This is a genomic window from Jatrophihabitans sp. sgz311053 (assembly GCF_056135305.1).
In genome coordinates this window covers 876182-899658 of the sequence record NZ_JBWAXP010000001.1, presented here as the reverse complement: position 1 = coordinate 899658, position 23477 = coordinate 876182, and the positions used below count along the sequence as shown (strand labels likewise).

The following is a 23477-nucleotide window of genomic DNA, read 5'->3' as shown; positions in this document are numbered from 1 at the left end:
TTGAGGACTTCTATGGTGAGGCTCTGTCCCGGGACCTCGCCACTCGGATATCCGTGACCCGCTGGATCAGATCGAGGAACTCCTGGATCGACTGAGGTACACGGCCCCCCTCGGCGGATGGACACAAATGGCTGTCGAGCTGCTCCGAGCCGATGGTGCGCCTGATCCCTGGCTTCTCGAGCAAGATGGAGATGAGCCGATCCGACAGGCCGCGGGCCTCCCCAACTTTGTTCTTTATGGCGAAGCTCTTGCGATGCCGGATCCGCTAATGCGGCTGCGCGTCGAACACGGGAGGACCATCTCGCATCGTCCGATCGACGCACATAGTATGCAACTCGTCGCAGCACGCGACCTCCTGGCGTTCACCTGCGCGGACCTAGTGCAACTCATGCCGCTGGTGCGCGATGGAACCCTCCAGTTTGTGCCACGTCCCGACTTGGGCACACGTGAGTACTCTTCGCCATCGGTGATGATCGACAATCCGGTGGTGAGGGAGGCTATCGGGCTGGACAGCTGGATCAACGAGGAGAATCCGACGGCTTCTGACGCCCTGCTCTACTGGGAATCGTTAATGGGAGGCGACGACCCCTGGCGAAGCGCAAGTGCCGCAACAATCGGCAAGGTGAATATCGACGAGTTCGAACGGATCATTGCAATCGACGATCTTGCTCGGACGAGCGGGATGGTCCCTCTGTTCACCTCGGCGTACGGGACTGCGTACGCTCGCTACGCAGACAAGGTGATGACCGGCGAAGAATTCACGTCGACCCTTTCCATCCCGAGGCTAGACCTCGACCTGTCGTTGGCATTGCGCGTTCGCTCCGATGAGGAGGTCTTCGCGATCTTTCGATCCGCGCTGAACCAAATACTGTCGATCGTGCCTAACGGTTCGGGGGCCGAGTATCGACGCGAGCTGAATGAGGCGTCAAAGGACCTTCTCAAGGATTGCCTCGCTAGGTTGGACCGGATCCGTTCTCGAAGCGCGGTCCTGACAATGGCGCTTCCCGCCGCAACAGGGTCTCTACTTGGGCTCGCGGTGGGAGCGGTCACTGGAGGCGCTGGGAAGGCGGCAGGGCGCAGCGCTGGCAACTTGGCTGGGAGACGGGCTGCGAAAGGACCCGCCCAACGACGAGACTCTGCCGACGCCGCTAGTCTCTTGACGAGGAACCTACTGGAGTTGGGTCGGCTTTAAGCCCTTTCTTCGGATGCCTCGACCCGCTGGCCCTCATGACAACGCCTGGTCGCCCTCTGTAGGCTTGGACTCCACGCAGTGAACAAGCCGCGGCATCGGTGCAGAAAAACCCGCCAAAAACTTGTGGTCAACACTTGACACCTCTTCTTGGCTGACCAGATCTCCGTATGGCACGGCTACTCGGCAGGCCGAGGCCGCCGCGTGCGCTACGTTACCCGTCTAGCTGGCATGGGCCCGCCGGCTCGCCGCGGCGGCTCTGCGCTTGGTCGGTGACTCTTCAAGAGTTGCCGCACCGCAGATGGCGCGCTTTCGCACCTCGTACGATCTCGTACATCACCCGGCTGGCGCTCTCCGAGACAGCAGCGTCTGCGGTTTGGGTCGCCGTTATGGCATCGTCTTTGACGTGCCTGAACAGACTGAGCCGGCGAATCCGGTCGCAGACGGAGAAGGAACCACTCTGTGGAGGGCGTGGCGACGCTTCGATCCGCGCGTCGTGACTGAGCGTTGCGAGTTCTCGCTATACTCCGACAGCGAACTCGACAGCGGCCTAACAGCAGATAACTCTCCCGTTTCGGTGATCCCGACTATGGTCGACCGCGTTCCTGGCCAAGTCAGGCGGATTGCGGTGATCCGGATCGCTGAGTCGCAGTCCATGTCCGAGCGCGGGGCCTCTCCGCCAACGGGTGAGACCTTCGACGCCGGCTTCCACGGCGGTGGCAGCGAGGATGAGGTTGCTGCGCTCCTTTGCCTCGCCACGGGTGCCCGGCTTCGATCCGGCGGCATGACAAGACTCTGGACTCAAAGCGGCAGGGACGCGCTCGGCCTGCCGCTAGAGGCGAACCACCGTGAACCGGTCTGGGTCGGGCCTGCGCCGCGGACGAGGACCATTCTCTTCGACTCCGTTCCAGACAGCGTCGACATCGGCGGAGTGGCCGACCTGCTGGACCTGTTCCCGCAGTTGACGGGGACGAACGCCCGCACGCTGGTTCGGGCTGCGCGGCTGTTCTCGAACGGAACATGGGTAGCTGACAGCGACCCCAACCAGGCGTGGATCTACTTCGTCTCGGCCATCGAGGCTGCCGCGATCGATGGTCGTCCGGAGACCAGGGGCACCCAGCCCGTGGCCGCGCGCTTCGCCGAACACTTCCCGACGGTGTGGCAGGAACTGCTTGCGGCCGGCGGTAGTGACCATGCCGAGAAGGTCGGAGAAGAGCTGGCCCAAATGGTCAGGGTGACCGACCGCTTCTTGAACTTCTTAGACAAGTACCGGTCGGGCCCGCCCACAGTGCGCCCGGAAGTGGATGCGCAGCTGGATTGGTCGGACTACCGCGAACGGTTGACGCAGGTCTATAACTACCGCTCCCGAGCACTGCACGCCGGGCTGCCGTTCCCTGATCCGATGTGCTCGCCGCTGCTGCCTGTGCTCGGTAGGGAGGGACCCCCCGAGGAGGTGCCGACCTGGCCATGGGCCGGGACCGGTGCCAACCAGTGGTCAGGGAAGGACATCCCAATGTATCTGCACACCTTCGCGTATCTGGCGCGTGGAGCGTTGATCAACTGGTGGCGGGGCGCCACCAAGAAGCCTCGCTAGCCGATGGTCAGTGTCAAGCTTCGTCCGCATCGATGATCCGGTCGAGGCGGGCGTGTCGGCGACCGGCCGATCGTGACGCCGGTAGTTCAGTCCGTGGAATCGTCGATCCCGAAGGCTTCATAGAGGCGCTTTAGGGTGGTCTGACTTCGCATGCGCGCCGCGCTGTTCTGGTTGGCAAACATTGCCGGGAACCGGATCGGGTCATCTCGGGTGCGTGTCGCGATCCACTGCACGCCCACGACCCATTCGGCCTCGCCGTTGGGATGCACGTAGGTGCCTTCGAGTGGGAGACCAGCAAACGGTCGCATGGCCCCGTCGACGTCCAGGACGGCTTCGTCGTAGCGGGCTGCGGGTGCGTGCACGATGCCGGCTCCCACGTATCCGACCTTCGGGATGAATGCGAACACTCGGCCGCCGATGGGGAGGTTGCGCAACGTTCGGGAAAACCATTCGCCGCCGCCGGCGGAGACGAAGCCGAACTTGACGGCGTCGCTCCAGGAGCGACCTTCGGCGTACTCGCCGAACGACACGTACCAGTCGATGCCGTTCCACGGTTCCTTGGTCTTGTTCGCTGTGCTGAGCGGGGAGGCGGCCGACTGCTCCTGGTCGAGAAGCAGTGTTCGCGCAAGGTACTGGCGGTCGCCGTCTTCGAAGTACCTGAAGAACAGCACGTTGATCGGTACTGCGTAGCTTGCGAGGTATTCCACGATGCGCTCGGTGGCGGCGTCGACCTCGCTGGCGATGACCGTCAGGTAGTGGGTGGAGTTGATGTCGTCAGGAGGCGCGTATCCGAAGGTGGTCTCGAAGTGTTCGTCGAAGGAGCCGGGTCGGTGCACGTAGTCGTCGAAGACTCGTCGTACGGCGTCGTTGCTCAGTCCCTTGACCCACAGCCCGTAGTCCAGGGCTTGGGCAGCGACGTCGCGTGGCGTCCTGTCCCGTTTGAGCTCGAGGACGTGGACATCGCCGTCGCCGTCGACTGCGAGCAAGTCGATGCGCCCACCGAAGTCGGTCCTGACCTGCCGGCCGACGATCATCAGGCGAGTGCCCAGGATGCTCGGGTCCTGCTCGATCAGCTCTTCGAGCCGCTCTTCGGTGGGCATACCGGCGGACCGAAGTCGCAGCGGCGTGTCCCCGATACGCCAGAGTGCCATTTCAACCGGCACAGCAACCTCCCGAGGTCGAAGCAGTGATCTGACGCTAGCGACGACGAAACATTTGAGCGAGTCGTGGCAGACCACCATGGAGATCACGATCGACGCGTCGCGTTCTGAGACTGCCGCTCAGCTGTAGGCAATGACGGGCCGGAACCCCAACCGCGCTGGCGGTGTTCCGCGCCGCTTCGCGCCTGGCAGCACGAAGGAGGTGTCAACACCGAGCGGCTGACGAGCCTGGCCCCGAGGCAGCTAGACGACTCCCGTCGAGATCGCCCGCTCACCGCTCTTGGCGACTTCCTAATCGCATAGCAGCGAAAAGCCGGAATCTATTCCCTTACGCATAACTAGGCCTACCTGCCGGAAAGCAATGTCGCGCTGCAAGTTGGGTGTAAGTGCGGCCGACAAAGGTGACGTGCGTGGACGCTATAGACTCAAGGGTCGTCCGCACATGCGTCACCGCATCCCAAGCGCCCATCGCACCTTCGCGCGGGGATATCGGGAAGCCGAGGACACTGACGGCGAGGCTGTCACACCATCCCGGAAGCGACTGCGAGCGCACCTCTATACGAAACTGAATCCCAGGAACAGTCTCGCCTTCTTCCAAACACGCAGCGTCAATACGACCCTCGAACTTCTTCCAAAGCGCCGCCCACTCGGAGACTGTGTGACCATTTTCGAGTAAAATCCACGCCGCCTCGTGAGGGCAGAGCCTGAAAGTAGTTGGCTGCTGGCCGAACCATCGAAGAACCTCTACGCCCGCTGCCTCCGGGCGCCCACCGCGCTCGGCTACCACGATGCCGCCTGGCGGCAGGGTCACGAATGCCGAGGTAGCCGATTCGTTCGTGACGCACACGTACGTCGACATCAGCAGTTTCCTGTCCGCATGGCCTGGGAGGTCGTACCGGGTGCCCGACTGAAGATTGTTTCGCGCCCCAGTCACGACGGGTTGCGCCTCCGCGGGGGCCAGACTGGCGGTGGAACTTCGGTGATAACAACGCGCGGAGCGAGCGCATCGATACGAGCACGGCGTGCCTCTTGGATCGATTCTTCGGCCGCTCGCAGTGACCGCCGCGTCAGGCGCATCTGAAACAGATTCACCACGAGCGCCGAAGCGGCCACTACGGCCAGAACAAGTGGCGTCCAAGTGGTGATCACACTAGACATAACGAAGCCCCCGAACGCGCCAACACGGAGCCCTCGACTGTACGGACGCTATCCCGACCGATCCGAGCAGGGCCGGCCCCCGCGCAGACACGGACGCGTCGACGTCGCCGACCGACAGGCGCAGCTACTGCCGAGGACCCATGCTTCAACCTGGCCGAGCTTTCCGGCCAGACGCGCCATGCCCGGCGAAGGTCCGGAACATGGCAAAAAAGACCGAAACCATCGTCACGCTCACTGACGACCTCGACGGCTCCAGGTCCGAGCGGACGGTCTCGTTCAGCGTCGACGGCATCAACTACGAGCTGGAGCTCTCGAAGAAGAACATCAGCGCGTTCGAGAAAGCTGTTCAGCCGTACGTCGCTGCCGCCCGCAAAGTTCGGGCCACGCCGAGCCGCGGTCGCACACCGCTGCATCCCAGACGAAGCGGTCCCGAAACGACCTCGCCGAATCGCACAATCGGTGCAAGAGGCGTACGACGCGGAGCACTGAGTCAACCGGCTGCTGCCGCATGTCGCCGTTGAGCGACCAGATGCTGGGGCTTCGTTGGCGCCCTACCAGCGGGCACCTGCATTGACTAGCTAGGATCCGCGGTGGGCTGCGGCTTCGATCACATCGAGTCTTCTAAAGCGCAAGCAAGCCACTTCGAGCACGAGCCACACCGCCCGACGCGGGAGGGCACGGTGGCTCGGTCACCCCCGATCGCGAGGCGCCGTATTCCCGCCGTGGGCGACACGTACGTGCGGGTGGAGTACGACTCGCTGCTGCGTGCCGCTGATCTTCCGGGCGGCGTACTGACTGGCGAACATGAGATGGCGCAGCGTCCGCTGCCGGTGCAGCCCCGCATCGAGCATCGGCAGTAGGACGTCCCCTCACGCCGTGGTGTCGCAGGCGGCCACCGCGCAGGCTGGCATCGCCGCGTCTCGGCGGGGGGGTCGCATCGGCCTCACGACGGCACGGTGCCCTACTGACGCCGACGGATCGATGTGCGGACGTCGACGTTGATGCAGCCACGCTGGTTGATGCAGCCACGCTGCTTGGCGCACGGTGCTGGGGTATCCGTGCTGGGGTATCCGTGCTGGGGTATCCGTGCTGGGGTATCCGTGCTGGGGTATCCGTGCTGGGGTATCCGTGCTGGGGTATCCGTGCTGGGGTATCCGTGCTGGTNACGACGGCACGGTGCCCTACTGACGCCGACGGATCGATGTGCGGACGTCGACGTTGATGCAGCCACGCTGGTTGATGCAGCCACGCTGCTTGGCGCACGGTGCTGGGGTATCCGTGCTGGGGTATCCGTGCTGGGGTATCCGTGCTGGGGTATCCGTGCTGGGGTATCCGTGCTGGGGTATCCGTGCTGGGGTATCCGTGCTGGGGTATCCGTGCTGGTGCAACGGTGCTGATGTGACGACGCCGGTGCGACGACACTGGCCTGCGAGCCCACCCAGGCCGGGTGGCTCAGGGTCGTTCCGAAGTGGGGTCAGGATGCGTCGCATGCGTGCTAGCGCTGATGAGTGGTTCGGTTCGCACGAGCAGGCCCGCCGATCGATCGTGGTCACCGAACTGCTGCGCTTCGCATTGGACGACGACGCGGCAACCGGTGCGGCCGCTCGACTTCTGCTGCAGCGCGTCGCCGAGCGCACAGATCTGACGAGCGAGGACGCCGCCGCGGTCCGAGTCGTGCTGGCCGCACGCTGACGCGGGCCGCGCGACGCGTTACCCGCAGTGGTGAAGCTCCGGTGCGAAGATCCGCGCGGAGACTCCGCACGAGGCTTGTGCCGCAGTCATGGGGTCGTCCAGGCTTTGTCAACGAGACGGTCGACGAAGGCTAGGTTCGGTACGTCGCTGGGCGGCGCGGGCCCGTCGATGACCGTATACACCTGCGCATGTGCACGTTGGGAGTACGTGTGAGCTCGCTGGAACCAGCGCTGATCGCCGCGGTGGTGTCTTTGGTGGTCACCGCGATCAGCCAGTGGTTCCTGGCGCAACGAGAGGACATCGCGCGGCAGTATGAGCGCCGACGTGTCGCCTTGAACGAGGCGCACGACGCGGCTCGTCAGCTACGGGATGCACTGCGGACCTACGGGCGGGTGAGTCGGCGTGATCGGGGTGAGCGCACCGAGGCCTTCATCGACGCCGAGGCCCGCTTCGAGGACGCGGCATCGCTGCTGGATGTGCTCATCACGCGAGTCGATTCCCCGGAGGTTCTCCGGGTGTTGGCGAGTTGGCGTGACACTGCGCAGATCGCGTCGATCTCTCAGGTGGGCGAGTCGGTCAACGATGCAACCGAACGCGACCGGTGGGACACGATGAACGCCGTGATTGGTCGGGCCTTGGTGTCGAAGGACGGTCTTCCTGCTGCAGCCGACGAAGTGGCCCGGGCCAAACCTCGACGTCGGGGATGGCGGCGGCGCAACCGCTGACCGGTTAGCTGGCTGCCAACTGCGCGTCCGCGGGCATAACGACGTCGACCTTGTCGGTCACGTTGAGCGCGCGAGCGGCTTGCATGACGTATTCGGCGAACGTCGCCGGTGACTGCGACAGCACCAGGTCGGTGGCTTTGCCGTCGACGAGGATCTTCTCGACGAGCTGGGCCGCGAATGATGACGTGCCGCTCATCAGACGGGACGCGTCGATGACAATCGAGTCGCCCGCGATGTCCGCGAGATTGGTGTCGACCATCTCGTCTGCGTAGTCCCGGCCTGCCACCAGCCGAGGAAGCTCGAGTTTCTTACTCGCCATCTGAGCCTCCTACCATCACGGACCTACCTAGGTCAACCTATGGACATTGTTTCATGTTCCCGGCGGCGCGTACACCGTCCGACCCACAGACGGGGTTGCTATTCGGCCGATGTCCGTTGATGGTGTCGGCCTGTGGAGATCGGCAAGCGCCCTTCGAACAGCGTTCCCGGTAGCGCTCGGCTGGCGGTGTACTGGCGACGTCCCTGGGTGGTGATCAATGCTGCTGCGTCCCCGGAGGCCAGCACGGCGCTTCCGCCGAGGCCGGTGACGGCTCGAACGGTCGATGGCAGTCCGGTGCCGTGTCCGCGACGGCCGGTTCCGCTGGTGCCGTTCAAAGCCATCCGGAGTGCGGCCCGCTCGTTCGCCGCTCCGCGGCCGACCAGCGTCGCGAGCAGCCCGACACCGGCATCGGCCACCGCGAAACGCAGCTGGAACAGTGACTCGATCGCTTGCGCGGCGACGAAGCCGACCTGGGCCTGCGAGTGCTCGCACACGTTTCCGCCGATCTCGGCAACGCCGGTGTGCAGCGCCGCCGCGGTGTCCGGCTCGTGGCCGGCTACTCGGTCGTGGACGAGGTTGGCCAAGGTCCGGACGTCCGTGGGCGTCCGGATGATGTGCAGCTCGTGCAGGCTGTCGCTGCGGTCGTGTTCTCGACCTCGTGGTGTCAGGTTGTGCGGGAAGTTGAACTCCTCCATTACGTGGTCCAGGTGCATGCGGGCGGCGTATCCGGCCTGGGCATCGTCGAGTCCGCGCAGGACGAAGCGGACGCCGTCGAGGTGGGCCTGGTGCGCGACGGCGGCTGCTGACACCAGATGCAGTGGATCGAGCCAGCGCACCGCGGACAGGTCGAGTTCGCGGACAGATTCTCGCTCGCGCACCACCATCTGTTCAATGCGTCGGAGGCGTGCCACGTCCTACCTCCATTGCTGACGCCGTACCGACTGCGGACCGCACCGTGCCACAGGCTGGGACGGGCTGCGGGTCAAGACGGTATGCCCATCTGCTGTCAGCATCGCCGTCACGCGCCGCTGCATCGGCCGTCGCGCGCCACGTGAGCTGACCCGCGGTGCAGAACGCGTCTGCGGTGCTGGTGACCTCTGCGCCGCAGATGGCCCGGTCAGACGCATCCTCCGGCTCACCCATGCAGATCCCCCCAGGGGATGAACTTGCCGATGTAGCTCTCGTGTTTCCCGTTCAGCGGGCGACCTGCGCTGTCGACGGTTGCGTCGCAGCTGAGGCCGGTTGCCGTTTCGACGAACCGCTTGAACTGGCCGGCGGGACCCGCGTCGTCACTGCGCTCAGCGTGTTTGGCTCGGTCCCGCGAGTACCAATAACCGGTTTCTGCATCTTTCTCGAACGCACCCCAGGTGGCGTGCACCATCGTCTTGGCAACGCTGGTCACAGGCATTGGGGCGGCGTTACGAGCTGGCGCTGGGGCAGCGGAGGGGGCGACCGCTCGGTTCGGGCTCAGGGGCAGGTGGTTGGCGGAGACGCCGGCGAGAGCGCTCAGCAGTGCGCGGAAGCGCGGCAGGAACGCCGCGCCACCGGTTTCGTAGGCAAGCGGGAACATACGTGCATTGGTCGCCGATCGCGCGTGGGCACCGATCGCTTCGGCAGCGTCGTCCAGCGCCACGTCGGCGACGATCAGGACCGACGGCGGCGACTGTGTGAGGCGTTCGATGAGCATGCGGGTCGGTCGCGACCCACGGGGACCGACGCGCCTCACGGTGGCGTCGAATCCCGCGATGGCGGCAGCGATCTGCATTCGGGCGGCCAGGTCGGTCGTGTCCAGCAGTGACTTCGCCGCCGACGGCATCACGATGGTCATCGACATCGGGTCTGCCAGGCGCGGCTGACTGGGCGCTCCACGCCGGCGGCGCGTGGACCTGCCGACGGTGAGCCCGTGTGCTTGGGCCAGCTGGGCATGCACCGACTCGAGCGCTGCGATGGTGTCGGCAGCCGATGTCGACCATTGGGCATTGATCCAGGCGTGTGTTGCACCGGTGGCAGCGGGGTCTGTTGCGATGAGCAGCTCGGCGATCCCGACCACGGGTTCGTAGTCCAGCACGCCGTCGATGATGTCGGGCCGGCCTCGCGCGACGGCGCAGGCGAGCACGATGTGGCGCAGCGCTTGCGTCACGTGTGCCGGTGCCGAGACGCCCCGCGTGCCCCACAGCGTCAGGTCCGGGCCCGGCAGCAGGTAGCCCAGGGTCGGCGTGGTGAGCAATGCACGCCATGCCGCTTCACGGTCGTCTTCACCCAGCCCGAATATGGGGGTGCCGACGGTCTGCGCAAGCTGCATCAACGCCGCCGGACTGGTCGGCAACACCACGTCACCGGCAGCGCCGAACGTCCACCGGTGGGCTTCTGCGATGCCGAGGCCCAGCGGATGGTGGAGCCCGGTTGCCGGCGGTACCTCGGCCAGCATCCTGACGTTGTCTGCGAGTCGGCGCAGGTGACCGCCGCTCGCAGGAGCAGTCATTGCCGGAGCAGGTACTCGACCGGGATGCGCAGCTGGAGAACCTCGGCCATCGGCATGGCGCGGACGGCGGCGATCACGCGTTCGCGCACCTCTCCGTCGCTGAGCTCTCCTGATCCCCGCGGCGCACGACCTGCTCGTTGCGACGGAACGGGCTTGGGTCCATCGGTCTCGAAGATATCGACGGCGACGTTGTGGGTCGCCTTCCATGCTTCGATGATGTCGGCGACATGGCGCACGAGGGTGTCGCGCCACTGGTTGTCGGTGGCGGAAAATTGCCGGATCACGGCAGCGAATGCGGCAGCGGGTCGGTCGGTCTGCAGCGCGGACTGCAGCGCCGGTCGCTCGCCTGCGGTGGCGTCGAGGTTGTCTGTGAACGCGTGCATCCATTCGATCTGCTGTTCGATCGACACTGTTGTGATGGGCACGAGGTCGCGGGTGGCGGCGGTCCCGGCGGTCTGCTCAACGACTTCTTGATGTTGCTGGTCCCAGTAGCGATCGACTGCGGGGGCCCAGTTCATGAACGCTCGCCACAGTTGCGGGCGGACCCGCGGTGGCCGCTCGGCGCGGCGCGTCGCCGGTCGGCGCTGCTCCTCCCCAGGCAGCCAGATGTAGGCGTCCAACCCACTTCCGGGTTCTGGCCAGGTCACGGTGACAGCGCCGTGCTCGGCTGCATCTTTGAGGAAGTCGCGGAAGGACCGGAAGTCCAAGGCGGCGTGGTTGAACGTTGGCGACGCTGCCCGCATGTGTGAGCTGACCCCGGCTGCGGTTGATTGCGCGTGTCCGGAGTCGCGCTGCGCGGTGACGATGTGAACGAGCAGGGCGCGGGCAGCATCCCGGTCTCGGGGGTCGGCCGGCAAAGGATGACCTGGTTGCAGGCTGCTCGGCCGGCCGGCGGCTTCTTCTGCGCGGTTGGGTTCGGGAGCAGCCCCTGTCTCGTCGACTAGGTCGGCGCGGGTGGGGTCGGCGCGGTCTGACACGGGGCTACTCCTCGAACGAAGACAGAGATCATCGCCAGCGTGGAGATGATCCAGAGGAGTAACTGAACAACTGACCCTCGGTCGAACGTGTGCTCTTCACGCGACTGGCAACCACCCCTCGTTGCCGAAGTGGTCCGTGTTCGCGGCGCCCGTACCGAATCGGTCCCATACGCGTATGTCGTGAACAGATACGCGCTGCGACCCTTACAGCTACACAGTAAGCGTACACAGGCACGCCATCCGTCGTCAACTTGTAGGCGAGCGGGTCGGGACTGACGAAAGCAAGCAAGCCCCGCCAGAGGGCGGGGCTTGCTGTTTGGTTTGCACAGCAAACCACTGGGCCGTCCGCTCGAGTCTAGCGAACCGGGTGCGACTGGGCGGGAAGGACTCGAACCTTCATCGTCTGGGTGACGGCCCAGTGGCTTGCCAGTTAGCCGACGGCCCAGCCGCACCGTCACCCTAGCAGCTCATGTCGTCTCGGCTAAGTGAACGCGCCAAAAGCACGCGTCTTTGCAATCCTCTAAGCTTGAGCGGTTCAGCGACGCAGCGTCTACTAGATGCGGAACTTCGATCGGGCCGGCGGTCACCTGCGCGACTGGCAGCTGTCCCTCGACGCGCTCTATCTCGACCGTTGCGACACGAGTCAGTCAAGTTCTGGGTGGCGTGCCGGACTCACAATCTGCTAGCGTTTCGGCAACATTCACCGATCGAAGGAAGTGCCGCATGGCTGTCCGGAACTCACGTACCGCGCACCCCGCGGTCTCGCAGCAGATCGAGCAGATGCTGCAGTCCCGCACGATTGACTTCGATTTCGAGGCCAACGTGCTCATCGCCGAGATCCGGGACGCCGAGGGCTATCAGGTGCGCCTGCTGCACAACCGCGCACCGAAGGACCAGGTGGCGAAGTACGCGGTTGCGATGAAGAACGGCGCAACCTTCCCCGCCATCGTGCTCAACGACCAGCTTGAACGCATCGACGGCAACACGCGGCTCGCAGCCGCCGTGAAGAACGGCGAGGAGACCATCCCCGCCTACATCTGCCACAACCTGACCCCGTTGCAGGCCCGGTCGCTGTCGGTGGAGCTGAACCAGTCCAACGGCTTGGCCATGAAGGAAGAGGAGATCCGCAACTTCGTCGATGCCGCCGTCCAGGAGGGTGAACACGCTGACCTGCGCACCCTGTCGAGGATGACCGGCGTCCGCGACAGCAAGATCGCCCGTTGGGTCGCCGAGGCCCAGTTCAAGGCGCGAGCTGAGCGCGAAGGGATCAATGAGCTGCACATCAGCGCGCTGCCGCCGAGCACCCGTGCCGCCCTGCAGGCGACGCGTCTGGCCGCGGTGTTCCGCGCCTTGGCGAAGCTGGCAGCCGAGGCCCGAATTCCTGCTGCAGCGGTCAAGAAGCTCGTCGCGCAGACGAATGCTGCGTCATCGGAGGCCGACGCGATGGCGATCGTCGACGCCGAGCGTGCTGCGCGCATCGAGGAGATCCGCGCCGTCGGTTCCGGTTTCGCGCCGCGCGACAATCGAAGGTCGAAGGGGTCAGCTCAGCACATCGGCGGGCTGATCCGCTTCAAGACAGAGGACCTGCTCGATGTTGCCCCGGACCGTCAGTTCGACACGTTTCAGCGGCTCAAGGAACTCCGTGATCGGCTCGCCGAGGTGGTGACACGTGCCGAGCAGGACTGGGATCTGACACCGCCACCGGAGCAGCCGGACGGTGCTGCGGCCGGCGACAAAGCCGATCTCGGAACTGTTGCCGACGAGCTCGAGAATGATGCGACTGACGCAGAGCCGATGATCGAGACGGCGTCCACCGATACGCAGTCCGCAGACACGGCCGACATGGCGGGCACGGCCGTCGTGGACGCGAGGTAGAGCGATGCCTTCCGACAGCGCCGCTGCACCCACGGGCGTGCATCCGTCAACCTCGGCCCAGACCGAGGCCAAGCTGACCGCACGTCACGTGCTGTGGGAGTTCGAGCCGAACCTGAACATCGATCTGATTCGCGACGTCGAGGGCAACCAGGTCAGGTTGTCCGAACACCGCGCTCCGAAGCTCACGGTCCAGCGATACACCGAGCAGATGAAAGCGGGGGCCATCTTCCCTGCGATCGTCGTCAACGAGCGGTTCGAGATCGTTGACGGCAACAGCCGGTGGATGGCCGCGCAGCGCAACAAGAGGTCCGCGATCGCTGCCTACGTCTGTTCGGGCATCTCGGCGCTGCAAGCTCGATCGTTGTCAGTGGAGCTGAACCAGTCCCACGGTCTGTCTATGACCGAGTCTGAGCTCCGGGCTTTCGTGACCAGCGCGGCCGAAGAGGGTCAAACCCTCGATGCCAAGGCCTACGCCCGCATGACCGGGGTAAAGGCGGCCACGCTGGGGCGCTGGCTGGCTGTCAAGCATTTCGAGATGAGGGCGCGTCAGTGCGGGCTGAGTCAGGAAAGCTGGATCAACCTCTCCGACAGCGTCCGTGCAGCACTGCAGGTCGCGAAGCTGAGCAGCGTTCTTGAACACGCCACGGCTCTGGCCAACGACGCTCGACTGTCCGCGAGCGAACTGCGCCCCATTGTCGCGGGGGCGAACGCGGCAGCATCGGAATCTGCCGCGCTCGCCCTGGTGGCGCAGGCCCGTGCGGACCGAACCGAGAAGATCAAGGCCCTGGCAGCTGGTTTCAAGGCTCCTCGCCGCCGTAGCGCCGGATGCGCGATGCACCTAGGCGGTCTGCTGCGCTATGACGTTGCCGATTTCATGGACGTGGCGCCCGACAAGCAAACTGACATGTACGCCAAACTGAGCCGACTGCGGCAGCAGATCGACGAGACCCTCTCGCGCGCTCGAACCGAGTGGAGCCTCGACGATCCGCTGCCTGCCATGACCGACACCGAACGGTCACCCGACCACGCTTCCCTGACACCGCCGCGCTGACACCGCCGCGCTGACACCGCCGCGCTGACACCGCCGCGCTGACACCGCCGCGCTGGCATCCCTTGCAGACGACGCCGACGTCCCAGATGAACAGGTGACACGATCATGTCCGTCCCGAAGCCCAAGGCCGTTGACGAACTGCCGCCGGACAACGCGACCCGGCTGGCCATCTTCGACGTGCTCCACGATGCCGCGCAGGCGGCCGACGAGGGCGCCGTCGCCGGACTGACCGAGGACGAGCTGTTTGCGCGTGTAATCCCGCGGCTGCGAGTGTTGGTGCCGCGCGAGCTGCATGTCGCCGGGGAGAAGACGTATCTCCAGGACAAGATCCAGGTGTGTCTCGACGCGGGGATCGTCGCGGCCGCAGCGAGCCCGGGCGGCCGAATCCTAACGGTGACCGATCAACCGCCGCAGATCCGCTACCCCGGAGCGGGCCAACCGTTGCGCACCTACCCGGCCGGACTCGAGCTCGCACGCGAGCGGCTCGACCGCGACAACGAGCGCCTGCGTACGTCGAAGTTCGACGTACGCAGGCACGTTCCGAGCATCGCGACCGAGCCCGACTCCAGGGCATACCGCGTGCTTGTGCAGTCGATGCGCGACCACGGTTTCTTGAGGCAGTTCGCCGTCGTCAAGTACTCCGACGGCGTCATCGTCGATGGCCATGCACGCTGCCAGGCAGCCACCGAACTGGGCTTGGAGATCGAGTACGCCCGATACATCTCCAAGGAGGAGGGCAAAGCGGCGAACCGGATCGACACGCCGCTCAACCGCGTGCTGATCGCGATCAACAGCAACGCTGCGCGGCTCACCGACGACCTTGTCACCAGCGTGCACGATGCGGTCGCTGCGGTGACCGGACGGCCCTGGGACGCGACGAGCGCCGACCTGGACTTCACACAGGAATGGCGTTTTTCGACGGGCAAGTCCTACACGCCGATGTTCGACGTAACACTGCACAGGTACCGCCCCGGTGACGATCCCAAGATTCAGGTCGATCCCGATGGCAAGGTCATGCTGCGTTCACTGATCCAGGCCGCCGGGCTGGCTCCTTACAAGATCGACGATCTCGGCCCCTACGTCCCCTTCGAACAGGCGCGTACGGCGTTGAGCGGGCGCTCGGCGTTCTTCGCGCGTGCCGAGGATCTGGTCGACGGCATCGCGAGGTTGCAGGACGACCGTCGGACCAACAAGCGCAAACCCCAGCCCGAGTGGGACCGCATCCGGGAATGGCTCATCGCCGAGCTCCTGCCCGGCGCGAGGCAGCCGGCCGCTGGCGCAGGTTCGGGCGCGCGGCCCACCGAGCTCGACGGGGGCTCCGTGCCATCGGCCTGACCGTCGACGATGTCGCCGGGTGCCTGCGGCGCCTGAGTATTCTCACCCGGTGAGGCAGCGCCGAGGGTCATGATCAAAGACATCATTCCGAAGTCCCCCATCACTCACCTGACGCGTAGGAAGTACAGCAAGCGAGAGCTGGACACCGAGTTCGACGCCGAACTGGTGGCCGCCGTGGTCGGGATGAGTCGGGCCTTCATCGCTCGCGCACTCAAACGGCCTGGATCGCGTCCCAGAACGATCCAGCTTCGAGACGTCCTCGCCCTGCTCGAGGTCGACGGGTTTCAGGAGACGTTCGTCCCTCGCAGCCGCATCCCCGGGTACCTGCTGAAAGATGCCGGTGAAGCTCCGCCCCAGATCCCCGCTCTGACACAAACCACCAAGATCATCGGCGATGTTCGGCTCGAAGTGGGCAACGCCAGGGATCTGCTGAGGACTCTCACCCCTGCCTCGGTCCAATGCGTCGTCACCTCCTCCCCCTACTGGGGCATGCGGGTCTACGACAATCAACGCAACATCCGCTGGGCTGACAACGAGTTCTGTCCGTACGGATTCGAGCAGACCCCTGAGGGGTTCATCCGGCACACCGTCGAACTCATGTATCTGCTGAAACCAGCGCTCACCGACGACGGATCCGTGTGGTGGAACATCAGCGACACCTACAACACCCGCACTCCGATCCGTATCAACGCCCGTGAACGGCTCGACGCGATGAGCGAGAAGGCCGGCAGCCGTAAGGGCTGGACCGAACATGACGCTTGTCGCCACAGCGCGGGCCACATGTATCTCGACGACGCTGAGCTGAGCTCGATCCCGCCCCGTATTGCCGAGCGCGCGTCGCGGATCGGGTACAAGCTGAAGAGCTCGATCACCTGGCGCAAGCTGGCCTCGACCCCGGAGGCCGTGAAGAGCCGTGTGTCGCGGCAGAGCGAGTACATCTTTCACTTGTCCGTGAGCCGGACGCCTTTCTTCGACCGCAGCGCCTGGCAGGAACTGGATGCGCGGTACGGCGGCGCGAACCCGCCGTACGAGTCGAGAACCAAGTTGACCGACATCTGGCACCTGGCCAGTTCCTCGGGCCAGAACGGCCATGGCGCGGAGTTCCCACTTGCGTTGGCGGGTCGATGCATCACGCTGACCAGCCGGGAGGGTGACCTCGTGCTGGACCCGTTCATCGGCTCGGGAACCACAGCCTTGGCCGCCGCTCATCTGGGTCGGCAGTGCGTCGGCTTCGACATCAGCGCCAAGTACATCGAGGGGGCCGAGAAGCGGCTCACGGCCGCTATGGGCCGTGGACGTCAACCGCGTCTGGACGACGAGTCAGCCGACCGCTGACTCGGCCTTAAGACAGACCTGGACGGCGGCTCAGTCGCGACCGAGGCTTGATCCCGGCAGATGCGTAGGCACGGGACCGAGCACACGTGCTGAACCGTTTCGATGCGCTGTTCCCAGCGTGGGAGGTGGGAGTCGCCGTCGCTCGTCACCGACGTTTCTTGCGGGCGCTCGGACGATGCGGTGACCCTGGACGGTCGCCGCCGCCACCCCCGTGAACGGCGGCGACCGGCTGGGTTTGCCCGGCGAGAAGAGGTCCCGGCGCGTAGAGAGCGGCCTGTTTCGCTGCGACGCGCCGGCGTAGTTCAGGGACGACGCGGGCGTAGCGGGCGACCAGGGACTGTGCGCTCCAACCCATGACGGCCATGATGGTTCGACTGTCCTCGCCCAAGAGCAGCAGTGCGGTGGCGGCGGTGTATCGAAGGTCGTGGATGCGCAGCCGCCGAACGCCGGCTGCGTCGACCTGCTCCAGCCATTCCTCGCGGTCACTGGTGCGATCGATCGGCGCGCCGGTGGACGTCGTGAAGACGCAGTCGTGGTCCTGCCAGTCCGAACCCGCGGCGACGCGCTCAAGTTGTTGCCGTTCGCGGTGCTCGTGGAGACGGGCGACGAGCGGTTCGGGCAGTGAGAGGGTGCGCACCCCTGCGGTGGTCTTGACCTCGGCGAACTCGGGCCCGCCGCCGTGGCGCCCTGGACACCATCGGGAGCGTTTGGTGCAGCAGCTCTCGCCACTGACCGGGCGGCCGTCAGCGTCGACCACACACCCGTGCTGCCATGTCTGCCACCGCAGACTGCTGCGGATGTTCAGTTCTGCCTTGTCGAGGTCGACATCGGCCCACCGCAGCCCTAGTAGTTCTCCGCGGTCCCAGCAGCGCAAGGTCCCAGCGGGCTCCGTTGCGCCGGTTCCGGGCGGCCAGGAGCAGGCGTGCGATCTCCTCGAAGTCGTAGGGCGTTGCGACGTGGCCGCGCTCGCCCCGCACCGCGACGCGCAGCAGTGGGTTATGGCGCAGGTGGCCGTGGGCCACCGCGGTGTTCAGTGCGGGGTTCAATGTCCGTTTGAGGTGTTGCACGGTTCCGCGGTTGCAGCCGGAGGCCACGACCCAGTCGAACAGCCGATCCAGGTTGCGCTCGTGCAGCCGGTTCAAGGCGACTCCTCCGATCCCTGACCGGCTGACGTACAGCAGATCGGTGCGGTACGCGGACAGGGTGCTGGGTCGGACGGCGCTCTTGCGTTCCTCGACCCATGCATCGAGTCATCGGGACAAGGTGGTGCGCGCGTCGAGCGTCATCGTTGCTGCGCTGCCCAGACTGATGAGTTCATCCACCTTCTGCTGTACCTCCGATTTGGTGCGGCCGCGAAAGTGTTTGCGCACGCGTTTGCCGCTGACCGGGTCGAGGCCGAGGCTGACGCAGCCCTCCCACCGTTTGCCGTCGGCGCTGCGGAACACCGACCCGTGGCCAGCACTGGCCCGGCTCATGACCCGTACTCCGGCTTGATGGGCCAGATAACGAACCAGCCCAAGGACCGCGTGCTCAGGAACGTCCATCGAAGCCGAGGACGGTGCGAGCGGATGCGGGCGTGCGCGCAGACGAGGCACGCTCATCCGGGTACGGGGCTGCGGGATGGGCAGGCCTGTTTGCCGCTACGCGTTCGACGGGGCCCGTCGGGGCGGGCATCCAGAACCGTCCAAGTTCGATTTCGGCTGACTACCAAATGGCTACCACCCCGGCTTGATGCCCGGGTGGCAACTAACTGGCCAAGCTGTAGAGGCCCCGTGTTCTGGGGCCTGTATGGCGGTGGCGGTGGGATTCGAACCCACGGTGGTGTTACCCACACACGCTTTCGAGGCGTGCTCCTTTGGCCGCTCGGACACGCCACCGGGCGGAACACTACCAGCGTCGTCCGGCGAAGAAGTCGTCGAGGAGGGTGGCGCACTCGTCGGCACGGACGCCGCCGATCACCTCGGGTCGGTGGTTGAGCCTCCGGTCGCGCAGCAGGTCCCAGACGGACCCGGCCGCGCCGGCCTTCGGATCCCAGGCGCCGAAGACCACACGAGACACCCGGGACAGCACGATCGCCCCTGCGCACATGGGGCACGGCTCGAGGGTGACGGCGAGCGTGCAGCCGGTGAGCTGCCAGCTGCCGTGGGCGGCGCCGGCTCGCCGCAGCGCGACCACCTCGGCGTGGCCGGTCGGGTCGTCATTGGCCTCGCGCTCGTTCACCCCGGCGGCGAGCAGCGCGCCGTCCGGGCCCAGGACCACCGCCCCGATCGGGACGTCGCCGGCGTCCCCGACCGATCGGGCGAGCTCGAGGGCCCTGCCGACCGCGTCCAGGTCGGACGCGGTGGCGATCACCCTCGCAGCTCGTCGAAGGCCTCGCCGCAGCCGGCCTTCTCGCAGACCGCGAGGAGGACGTCGACGGGCAGCGTGCCCTCGTGTGCGCAGAGGGCCAGCAGCTCGTCCGGCGACGTGCCCAGATCGGTGACGAGCTCGGCATCGCCAAACGGGGCCGAGTCGTGGGCGGGCGGCGCGTCCTCGTCACCGTCCAGCTCGTCGCCGCCGATCTCGGGGAGATCTTCGGCCACCACGGCGGCCATGGGGAACTCGTCGGCGGCATGACCGTCGGTGAGGAAGGCCCGCGGCTCGTCCTCGGAGTCGTCGAGCCTGACGATGGCGGCGTACTCGTCGTCCTGCTCGATGAGCAGCAGCCGGACCTCTCCCTTGACGTCCCGCAGCACGTCGCCGAGATCCTCGAGCGACTCGCAGTCGGTGAGATCGACCTCCTCGGCCGACCAGATGTCGTCGCGACGCGCCAGCACCGCAGCGAAGTACGACATCAGTGCACCCCCGCCAGCTCCAAGGTCTCACCGTAGAGGTCGCCGAGATCCAGGCGGTCCATGATCGTCTCCAGCATCTCCTCCGGCAGCAGCTCCGGATCCTCCAGCAGATCCTCGACCTCGTCCTCGGCGAGCTCGAGGTCGTCGAACAGGTCCAGGTCGCCGACGGGCCAGGCCTCGTCCAACTCGTCGTCGGCCGGCGGCTCCTCCCCCAGCCGCGTCATCGCCTGCTCCGCCAGCGGGAACTCGACGGCGGCGGTGAGGTCCGACAGCAGCAACGAGATCCGTCGGCCGTCCTGACGTGCGATGACGAAGAACTCGTCCTCGACGCAGGCCACCACGAAGGGGCCGCCCTCGGGTGGCTGCGCCCGCAGCGCCGAGACCAACGCGCTGAGATCGTCGAGCACTGACGGAGGGAGCGGATCCATCCGCCACTCGGCGCCGTCACGGAACGCCGCGACCCCGAAACCTCGCTGCGTCACCTGTCTCACCCGCCTCGACCCGGAGCTCGTGTGCACTGCGATCGTGGCACGACGGCAGCAGCGGTGGAAGCGATCTCAGCGAGTCCTCGCCCGAGGCGCCCGCCACACCCTCCGGCACCGGGCGATAGCGTCGCGCCGTGACCGCGTCCAGCTCAGCCGCCGGCACCGTCATCCGGGACGTGCCCCCCTTCCGCCGGGTCGCCGTCCTCGGGCTCGGCCTCATCGGCGGTTCGCTGCTGCAGGCCCTGCGGCACATGCAGGTGGAGACCGTCGGATACGACGTCGACCCCGCAGCGACGGCCGCGGCGAGCGCGGCCGGGTTCCCGGTGGCCCCCGACCCCGCCGCTGCTGTTCACGGGGCCGACCTCGTCGTCCTCGCCATGCCGCTGCCACAGGTCGCCGACGCGGTACGGGACCTCGCGCCCCACCTCGGCCGCGACTGCGTCCTCACCGATGTCGGGACGCTGAAGCAGCCCGTCCTGGACGCCGTCACCCGCCACGCCCCGCACGCCACCTTCGTCGGCGGGCATCCCCTCGCCGGCGTGGAGGAGACGGGGTGGGCCGCCTCGGACGCCACCCTCTTCCGCGACTCGCCCTGGGCCCTCGCGCTCGAACCCCACACCCCGCTCACGGCGTGGCTGCGGCTCGCCGGTCTGGTCTGCGATCTCGGCGCCCGTCCCGTCCCGGTGGCGGCCGCCGATCAGGACGCCGCCGTCGCCCGGGTGATCGGCCTGCCCCACGTGCTGGCCGAGGCGCTGGCCCTCACCGGCCTCGCCGGTGGGCCGCTGGGACTCTCGCTCGCCGCCGGGTCGTACAAGTCCGGCTCCCGCGTCGCCCGCACCCGGCCGGGACTGGTCAGCTCCTGGTGCGACGGCAATCCCGCCCTCGTCGCCGCCTTGGACGACGCCATCGCGCACCTGACCTCGGCCCGCGACGAGCTCGCCGGCGGTGGGTCCGTGCTCGACCTCGCCACCGCCGGTCACGCCGCCCGCACGAACTGGGAGCACCGGCGGTTCGAACCCGTCGAGGTGCCGACCGTCTCGGAGTCCCTCGTGGCTCACGGCCGCGCCGGCGGGTGGATCACCGCGGTGCTGCGCGACGACGACGGCGTCCGACTGTTGGGCATGCGACCCGTCGACTGACGCTGCTTTTCTCGGCCCCGTGTTCTGCTCCCGAATTCGGGTGCAGAACACCCGACGCCACAATGGGCGCATGGGCCACCCCGCGGAGTACGAGGTCGAGATCGACGCCGGCACACCGGTGGCGCAGGGGGAGGAGACCTTCGTCCTGGTGCGCGAGGGCGAGCGGCGCACCCTGCGCATCCACGACTACGACGACGTCTACGCCGTCCCCGGCCTCTACGAGCATGTCGTGCAGGAGCGTCTCGGCTGCACGTCGCCGCAGACCCTGGCCGCCGCGCTCGCCCGCTGCGTCGCCGCGGCCGGTGAGCCGCTCGACGGCGTGCGCTGCCTGGACGTCGGCGCGGGCAACGGCGTCTCCGGCGAGGCGCTCCGCGCGGCAGGGCTCACCCCCGTCGTGGGTCTGGACATCAGCGCGGCCGCCCGCGACGCGGTGACGCGCGACCGCCCCGGCACCTATGACGAGTACGTCGTGGGCGGGCTCGCCGACGTGGACCCCGGCGGCCTGGTCGCCCGACACCGTCTCACCGCCCTCGTCGGGGCAGGGGCGCTCACCGGCGGGCACATCGCACCCGCCACCCTCGCCGCTGTCTGGGCGGCCTTCGCGCCGGGTTCCTGGCTGGCCTTCACCTGCCCCGAGCAGCACGCCGACGCCGCACGCACCGACTTCGCCGGGAGCGCGGAGTTCCTGGTCGACGAGCGCTTTCTGCACCGCCACCTCACCGACGGGACCCCGCTGCACTACCGGGTGATCGTCGGCCGGCACCGCTAGCCACACCACGGAAACCACACCACCGAAGCCACACCACCGAAGGGCAGACTCGACGCATGTTCTGGACCATCGTCGGACTCTTCGTCATCGGCCTGCTCGCCGGCGCCATCGCCCGGCTCTTCGTCAGCAGCCCGACGCGGCTCGGCTGCCTGGGCACCGCGCTGCTCGGCATGATCGGCTCCTACGCCGGCGGCAGCCTCTACGCGGTGCTCTTCCTCGACCGCTTCGACCTGCGCAAGTCGCAGACCTTCATCGGCGCGGTCGTCGGCAGCGTCCTGGTGCTGATCGTCTTCCGGCTGCTGTACCGGCCGCGTTCGGGGCGCTACCGCCGCTGAGCACACCGGTGGTCAGAGCCGGTCGCGCCGTCCCCTATGATGGTGACGTCCACCAGCGGGGCTAGCATGATGAGCGGCTTCGACGCCCTCATCGTCTAGAGGCCCAGGACGCCGCCCTTTCAAGGCGGTAGCACGGGTTCGAATCCCGTTGGGGGCACAGCAAGACCAGCACAACAAGTACCACCAGCAAGGCCCTGTAGCGCAGTTGGTTAGCGTGCCGCCCTGTCACGGCGGAGGTCGCGGGTTCAAGTCCCGTCAGGGTCGCCACCATGGACGATCAGCCACCACGTCTCCTCGTGGTGGCACACGGCACCGCCTCGGTCGCGGGCCGATCCACTGTCGAAGCCCTCGTCGCGGCGATCGCCGACAGCCGCAACGTGCGCGTCGACCTCTGCTTCCTGGATGTCGTCGAGCCGCGGCTGCCCGACGTCCTCGACGGCACCCCCACCGTCGCCGTGCCGCTGCTGCTCTCCACCGGCTACCACGTGCAGTCCGACATACCCGAGGCCGTCGCAGCCTTTCCGGCGACCACGGTGGCCCGCCACCTCGGGCCGGACGACCTGCTCGTCGACGCCCTGCTCGACCGGATGGGGCCGCCCGGCGCCGCCGTCGCCCTCGTCGGTGCCGGGTCGAGCCGGGACGAGGCCGCAGCGGAGCTCGCGGACGTTGCGGCCCGCCTCGGCGAGCGGGCGCAGCGGGAGGTCACCGTCCTCACCATGGCCGACGACCTCGCCGCCGGCTTCGCCCCGCTACCCCGACCGCTCTCGGTCGCGACCTACCTGTTGGCCGAGGGGTACTTCGTGGACAAGCTGCGCCGGGCCGCCGACGGCGAGACGACGATCGCCCCGCCGCTCGGCGTCCACCCGGCGCTCGTCGAGCTCGTCTGGCGCCGATACGACGACGCGGTCAAGGCACGTGAGGACGTCGGGTAGTCTTGCCCCGCACGGCCAGGTAGCTCAGTTGGTACGAGCGACCGCCTGAAAAGCGGTAGGTCGGCGGTTCGACCCCGCCCCTGGCCACCAT

25 protein-coding genes and 5 tRNA genes are annotated in these 23477 nt (G+C 66.8%); 17 read left to right on the top strand and 13 right to left on the bottom strand.

Going from position 1 to position 23477, the window contains the following annotated elements; all coding sequences use genetic code 11:
- The first annotated feature begins 127 nt into the window (after window positions 1–127).
- The gene (locus tag AC0NZQ_RS04000) at window positions 128–1192 is read left to right on the top strand and encodes a hypothetical protein (RefSeq protein WP_474528342.1); all 1065 of its coding nucleotides are present in this window, start codon (window positions 128–130) and stop codon (window positions 1190–1192) included.
- A gap of 403 nt (window positions 1193–1595) precedes the next feature.
- Complete coding sequence (locus AC0NZQ_RS03995) at window positions 1596–2783, top strand: hypothetical protein (protein WP_474528341.1); 1188 nt, start codon at window positions 1596–1598, stop codon at window positions 2781–2783.
- Window positions 2784–2869: 86 nt separating this feature from the next.
- Here AC0NZQ_RS03995 and AC0NZQ_RS03990 read toward each other — a convergent pair whose 3' ends face one another.
- Window positions 2870–3883, bottom strand: coding sequence for a hypothetical protein (locus tag AC0NZQ_RS03990; RefSeq protein WP_474528340.1), 1014 nt, complete (start codon window positions 3881–3883; stop codon window positions 2870–2872).
- A gap of 1418 nt (window positions 3884–5301) precedes the next feature.
- On the opposite strand from AC0NZQ_RS03990, the gene AC0NZQ_RS03985 reads away from it, so the two are divergent.
- From AC0NZQ_RS03985 to AC0NZQ_RS03970, 4 genes are all read left to right on the top strand, one after another.
- Complete coding sequence (locus AC0NZQ_RS03985) at window positions 5302–5622, top strand: histone-like nucleoid-structuring protein Lsr2 (protein WP_474528339.1); 321 nt, start codon at window positions 5302–5304, stop codon at window positions 5620–5622.
- 201 nt (window positions 5623–5823) lie between these two features.
- A complete protein-coding gene (locus tag AC0NZQ_RS03980) occupies window positions 5824–5961 on the top strand; it encodes a hypothetical protein (protein ID WP_474528338.1) in 138 nt (45 codons plus the stop codon).
- Between the two features lie 628 nt (window positions 5962–6589).
- Window positions 6590–6793 carry a hypothetical protein gene (locus AC0NZQ_RS03975; RefSeq protein WP_474528337.1) on the top strand — a complete coding sequence of 68 codons (204 nt, stop codon included), beginning with the start codon at window positions 6590–6592 and terminating at the stop codon, window positions 6791–6793.
- 209 nt (window positions 6794–7002) lie between these two features.
- Entirely contained in the window at window positions 7003–7518 is a 516-nt protein-coding gene (locus AC0NZQ_RS03970) for a hypothetical protein (protein ID WP_474528336.1), read from the top strand.
- A gap of 4 nt (window positions 7519–7522) precedes the next feature.
- Here AC0NZQ_RS03970 and AC0NZQ_RS03965 read toward each other — a convergent pair whose 3' ends face one another.
- From AC0NZQ_RS03965 to AC0NZQ_RS03945, 5 genes are all read right to left on the bottom strand, one after another.
- A complete protein-coding gene (locus AC0NZQ_RS03965) occupies window positions 7523–7837 on the bottom strand; it encodes a hypothetical protein (protein ID WP_474528335.1) in 315 nt (104 codons plus the stop codon).
- Window positions 7838–7935: 98 nt separating this feature from the next.
- Window positions 7936–8748 (bottom strand): hypothetical protein, encoded by an 813-nt coding sequence (locus AC0NZQ_RS03960; RefSeq protein WP_474528334.1) that lies wholly within the window; start codon window positions 8746–8748, stop codon window positions 7936–7938.
- 224 nt (window positions 8749–8972) lie between these two features.
- On the bottom strand, window positions 8973–10265 hold the full coding sequence (locus AC0NZQ_RS03955) for a hypothetical protein (RefSeq protein WP_474528333.1): 1293 nt from the start codon (window positions 10263–10265) through the stop codon (window positions 8973–8975).
- A gap of 50 nt (window positions 10266–10315) precedes the next feature.
- Entirely contained in the window at window positions 10316–11296 is a 981-nt protein-coding gene (locus tag AC0NZQ_RS03950) for a hypothetical protein (protein WP_474528332.1), read from the bottom strand.
- A 373-nt stretch (window positions 11297–11669) separates the two neighbouring features.
- Window positions 11670–11741: transfer RNA gene (locus AC0NZQ_RS03945), tRNA-OTHER, on the bottom strand.
- 278 nt (window positions 11742–12019) lie between these two features.
- Here AC0NZQ_RS03945 and AC0NZQ_RS03940 point away from each other — a divergent pair.
- The 4 genes from AC0NZQ_RS03940 to AC0NZQ_RS03925 all read left to right on the top strand — a co-directional run bounded on the left by AC0NZQ_RS03940 (window position 12020) and on the right by AC0NZQ_RS03925 (window position 16892).
- The gene (locus AC0NZQ_RS03940) at window positions 12020–13171 is read left to right on the top strand and encodes a ParB N-terminal domain-containing protein (protein WP_474528331.1); all 1152 of its coding nucleotides are present in this window, start codon (window positions 12020–12022) and stop codon (window positions 13169–13171) included.
- Window positions 13172–13175: 4 nt separating this feature from the next.
- Window positions 13176–14222: a hypothetical protein gene (locus tag AC0NZQ_RS03935; protein ID WP_474528330.1), complete on the top strand. Its 1047-nt coding sequence runs from the start codon at window positions 13176–13178 to the stop codon at window positions 14220–14222.
- Window positions 14223–14327: 105 nt separating this feature from the next.
- On the top strand, window positions 14328–15557 hold the full coding sequence (locus AC0NZQ_RS03930) for a ParB N-terminal domain-containing protein (protein ID WP_474528329.1): 1230 nt from the start codon (window positions 14328–14330) through the stop codon (window positions 15555–15557).
- A gap of 69 nt (window positions 15558–15626) precedes the next feature.
- Window positions 15627–16892, top strand: coding sequence for a DNA-methyltransferase (locus AC0NZQ_RS03925; RefSeq protein WP_474528328.1), 1266 nt, complete (start codon window positions 15627–15629; stop codon window positions 16890–16892).
- Between the two features lie 145 nt (window positions 16893–17037).
- Here AC0NZQ_RS03925 and AC0NZQ_RS03920 read toward each other — a convergent pair whose 3' ends face one another.
- The 7 genes from AC0NZQ_RS03920 to AC0NZQ_RS03890 all read right to left on the bottom strand — a co-directional run bounded on the left by AC0NZQ_RS03920 (window position 17038) and on the right by AC0NZQ_RS03890 (window position 20208).
- Window positions 17038–17649, bottom strand: coding sequence for a tyrosine-type recombinase/integrase (locus AC0NZQ_RS03920; RefSeq protein WP_474528327.1), 612 nt, complete (start codon window positions 17647–17649; stop codon window positions 17038–17040).
- Window positions 17636–18034 carry a hypothetical protein gene (locus tag AC0NZQ_RS03915; RefSeq protein ID WP_474528326.1) on the bottom strand — a complete coding sequence of 133 codons (399 nt, stop codon included), beginning with the start codon at window positions 18032–18034 and terminating at the stop codon, window positions 17636–17638. The genes AC0NZQ_RS03920 and AC0NZQ_RS03915 overlap by 14 nt, the downstream gene beginning before the upstream one ends.
- Window positions 18035–18142: 108 nt before the next feature.
- A complete protein-coding gene (locus AC0NZQ_RS03910; protein ID WP_474528324.1) occupies window positions 18143–18493 on the bottom strand; it encodes a hypothetical protein in 351 nt (116 codons plus the stop codon).
- 188 nt (window positions 18494–18681) lie between these two features.
- A tRNA-Ser gene (locus tag AC0NZQ_RS03905) sits at window positions 18682–18769 on the bottom strand.
- 10 nt (window positions 18770–18779) lie between these two features.
- The gene (locus AC0NZQ_RS03900; RefSeq protein ID WP_474528323.1) at window positions 18780–19244 is read right to left on the bottom strand and encodes a nucleoside deaminase; all 465 of its coding nucleotides are present in this window, start codon (window positions 19242–19244) and stop codon (window positions 18780–18782) included.
- Window positions 19241–19726, bottom strand: coding sequence for a tRNA adenosine deaminase-associated protein (locus AC0NZQ_RS03895; protein WP_474528322.1), 486 nt, complete (start codon window positions 19724–19726; stop codon window positions 19241–19243). Before AC0NZQ_RS03895 ends, AC0NZQ_RS03900 begins: the two co-directional genes overlap by 4 nt.
- The gene (locus tag AC0NZQ_RS03890) at window positions 19726–20208 is read right to left on the bottom strand and encodes a tRNA adenosine deaminase-associated protein (RefSeq protein WP_474528321.1); all 483 of its coding nucleotides are present in this window, start codon (window positions 20206–20208) and stop codon (window positions 19726–19728) included. The genes AC0NZQ_RS03895 and AC0NZQ_RS03890 overlap by 1 nt, the downstream gene beginning before the upstream one ends.
- Window positions 20209–20345: 137 nt before the next feature.
- Between AC0NZQ_RS03890 and AC0NZQ_RS03885 the strand changes: the two genes are divergently transcribed.
- From AC0NZQ_RS03885 to AC0NZQ_RS03855, 7 genes are all read left to right on the top strand, one after another.
- Entirely contained in the window at window positions 20346–21350 is a 1005-nt protein-coding gene (locus AC0NZQ_RS03885) for a prephenate dehydrogenase/arogenate dehydrogenase family protein (RefSeq protein WP_474528320.1), read from the top strand.
- 70 nt (window positions 21351–21420) lie between these two features.
- A complete protein-coding gene (locus AC0NZQ_RS03880; RefSeq protein ID WP_474528319.1) occupies window positions 21421–22119 on the top strand; it encodes a class I SAM-dependent methyltransferase in 699 nt (232 codons plus the stop codon).
- 56 nt (window positions 22120–22175) lie between these two features.
- Window positions 22176–22454 (top strand): GlsB/YeaQ/YmgE family stress response membrane protein, encoded by a 279-nt coding sequence (locus AC0NZQ_RS03875; protein ID WP_474528318.1) that lies wholly within the window; start codon window positions 22176–22178, stop codon window positions 22452–22454.
- Window positions 22455–22538: 84 nt separating this feature from the next.
- Window positions 22539–22611: transfer RNA gene (locus tag AC0NZQ_RS03870), tRNA-Glu, on the top strand.
- A gap of 33 nt (window positions 22612–22644) precedes the next feature.
- Window positions 22645–22721, top strand: a tRNA-Asp gene (locus AC0NZQ_RS03865).
- Between the two features lie 2 nt (window positions 22722–22723).
- Entirely contained in the window at window positions 22724–23386 is a 663-nt protein-coding gene (locus AC0NZQ_RS03860) for a sirohydrochlorin chelatase (RefSeq protein ID WP_474528317.1), read from the top strand.
- Window positions 23387–23399: 13 nt separating this feature from the next.
- Window positions 23400–23476, top strand: a tRNA-Phe gene (locus AC0NZQ_RS03855).
- Window position 23477 lies beyond the last annotated feature (1 nt).

What these genes read in the sequence shown, in the direction of transcription:
- AC0NZQ_RS04000 (WP_474528342.1), top strand. Translation starts at nt 128, where the DNA reads ATGGCTGTCGAGCTGCTCCGAGCCGATGGTGCGCCTGATCCCTGGCTT.
- AC0NZQ_RS03990 (WP_474528340.1), bottom strand. Translation starts at nt 3,883, where the DNA reads ATGCCCACCGAAGAGCGGCTCGAAGAGCTGATCGAGCAGGACCCGAGC.
- AC0NZQ_RS03985 (WP_474528339.1), top strand. Translation starts at nt 5,302, where the DNA reads ATGGCAAAAAAGACCGAAACCATCGTCACGCTCACTGACGACCTCGAC.
- AC0NZQ_RS03975 (WP_474528337.1), top strand. Translation starts at nt 6,590, where the DNA reads ATGCGTGCTAGCGCTGATGAGTGGTTCGGTTCGCACGAGCAGGCCCGC.
- AC0NZQ_RS03965 (WP_474528335.1), bottom strand. Translation starts at nt 7,837, where the DNA reads ATGGCGAGTAAGAAACTCGAGCTTCCTCGGCTGGTGGCAGGCCGGGAC.
- AC0NZQ_RS03955 (WP_474528333.1), bottom strand. Translation starts at nt 10,265, where the DNA reads ATGCTGGCCGAGGTACCGCCGGCAACCGGGCTCCACCATCCGCTGGGC.
- AC0NZQ_RS03940 (WP_474528331.1), top strand. Translation starts at nt 12,020, where the DNA reads ATGGCTGTCCGGAACTCACGTACCGCGCACCCCGCGGTCTCGCAGCAG.
- AC0NZQ_RS03935 (WP_474528330.1), top strand. Translation starts at nt 13,176, where the DNA reads ATGCCTTCCGACAGCGCCGCTGCACCCACGGGCGTGCATCCGTCAACC.
- AC0NZQ_RS03930 (WP_474528329.1), top strand. Translation starts at nt 14,328, where the DNA reads ATGTCCGTCCCGAAGCCCAAGGCCGTTGACGAACTGCCGCCGGACAAC.
- AC0NZQ_RS03925 (WP_474528328.1), top strand. Translation starts at nt 15,627, where the DNA reads ATGATCAAAGACATCATTCCGAAGTCCCCCATCACTCACCTGACGCGT.
- AC0NZQ_RS03910 (WP_474528324.1), bottom strand. Translation starts at nt 18,493, where the DNA reads ATGAGCGTGCCTCGTCTGCGCGCACGCCCGCATCCGCTCGCACCGTCC.
- AC0NZQ_RS03895 (WP_474528322.1), bottom strand. Translation starts at nt 19,726, where the DNA reads ATGTCGTACTTCGCTGCGGTGCTGGCGCGTCGCGACGACATCTGGTCG.
- AC0NZQ_RS03880 (WP_474528319.1), top strand. Translation starts at nt 21,421, where the DNA reads ATGGGCCACCCCGCGGAGTACGAGGTCGAGATCGACGCCGGCACACCG.
- AC0NZQ_RS03875 (WP_474528318.1), top strand. Translation starts at nt 22,176, where the DNA reads ATGTTCTGGACCATCGTCGGACTCTTCGTCATCGGCCTGCTCGCCGGC.
- AC0NZQ_RS03860 (WP_474528317.1), top strand. Translation starts at nt 22,724, where the DNA reads ATGGACGATCAGCCACCACGTCTCCTCGTGGTGGCACACGGCACCGCC.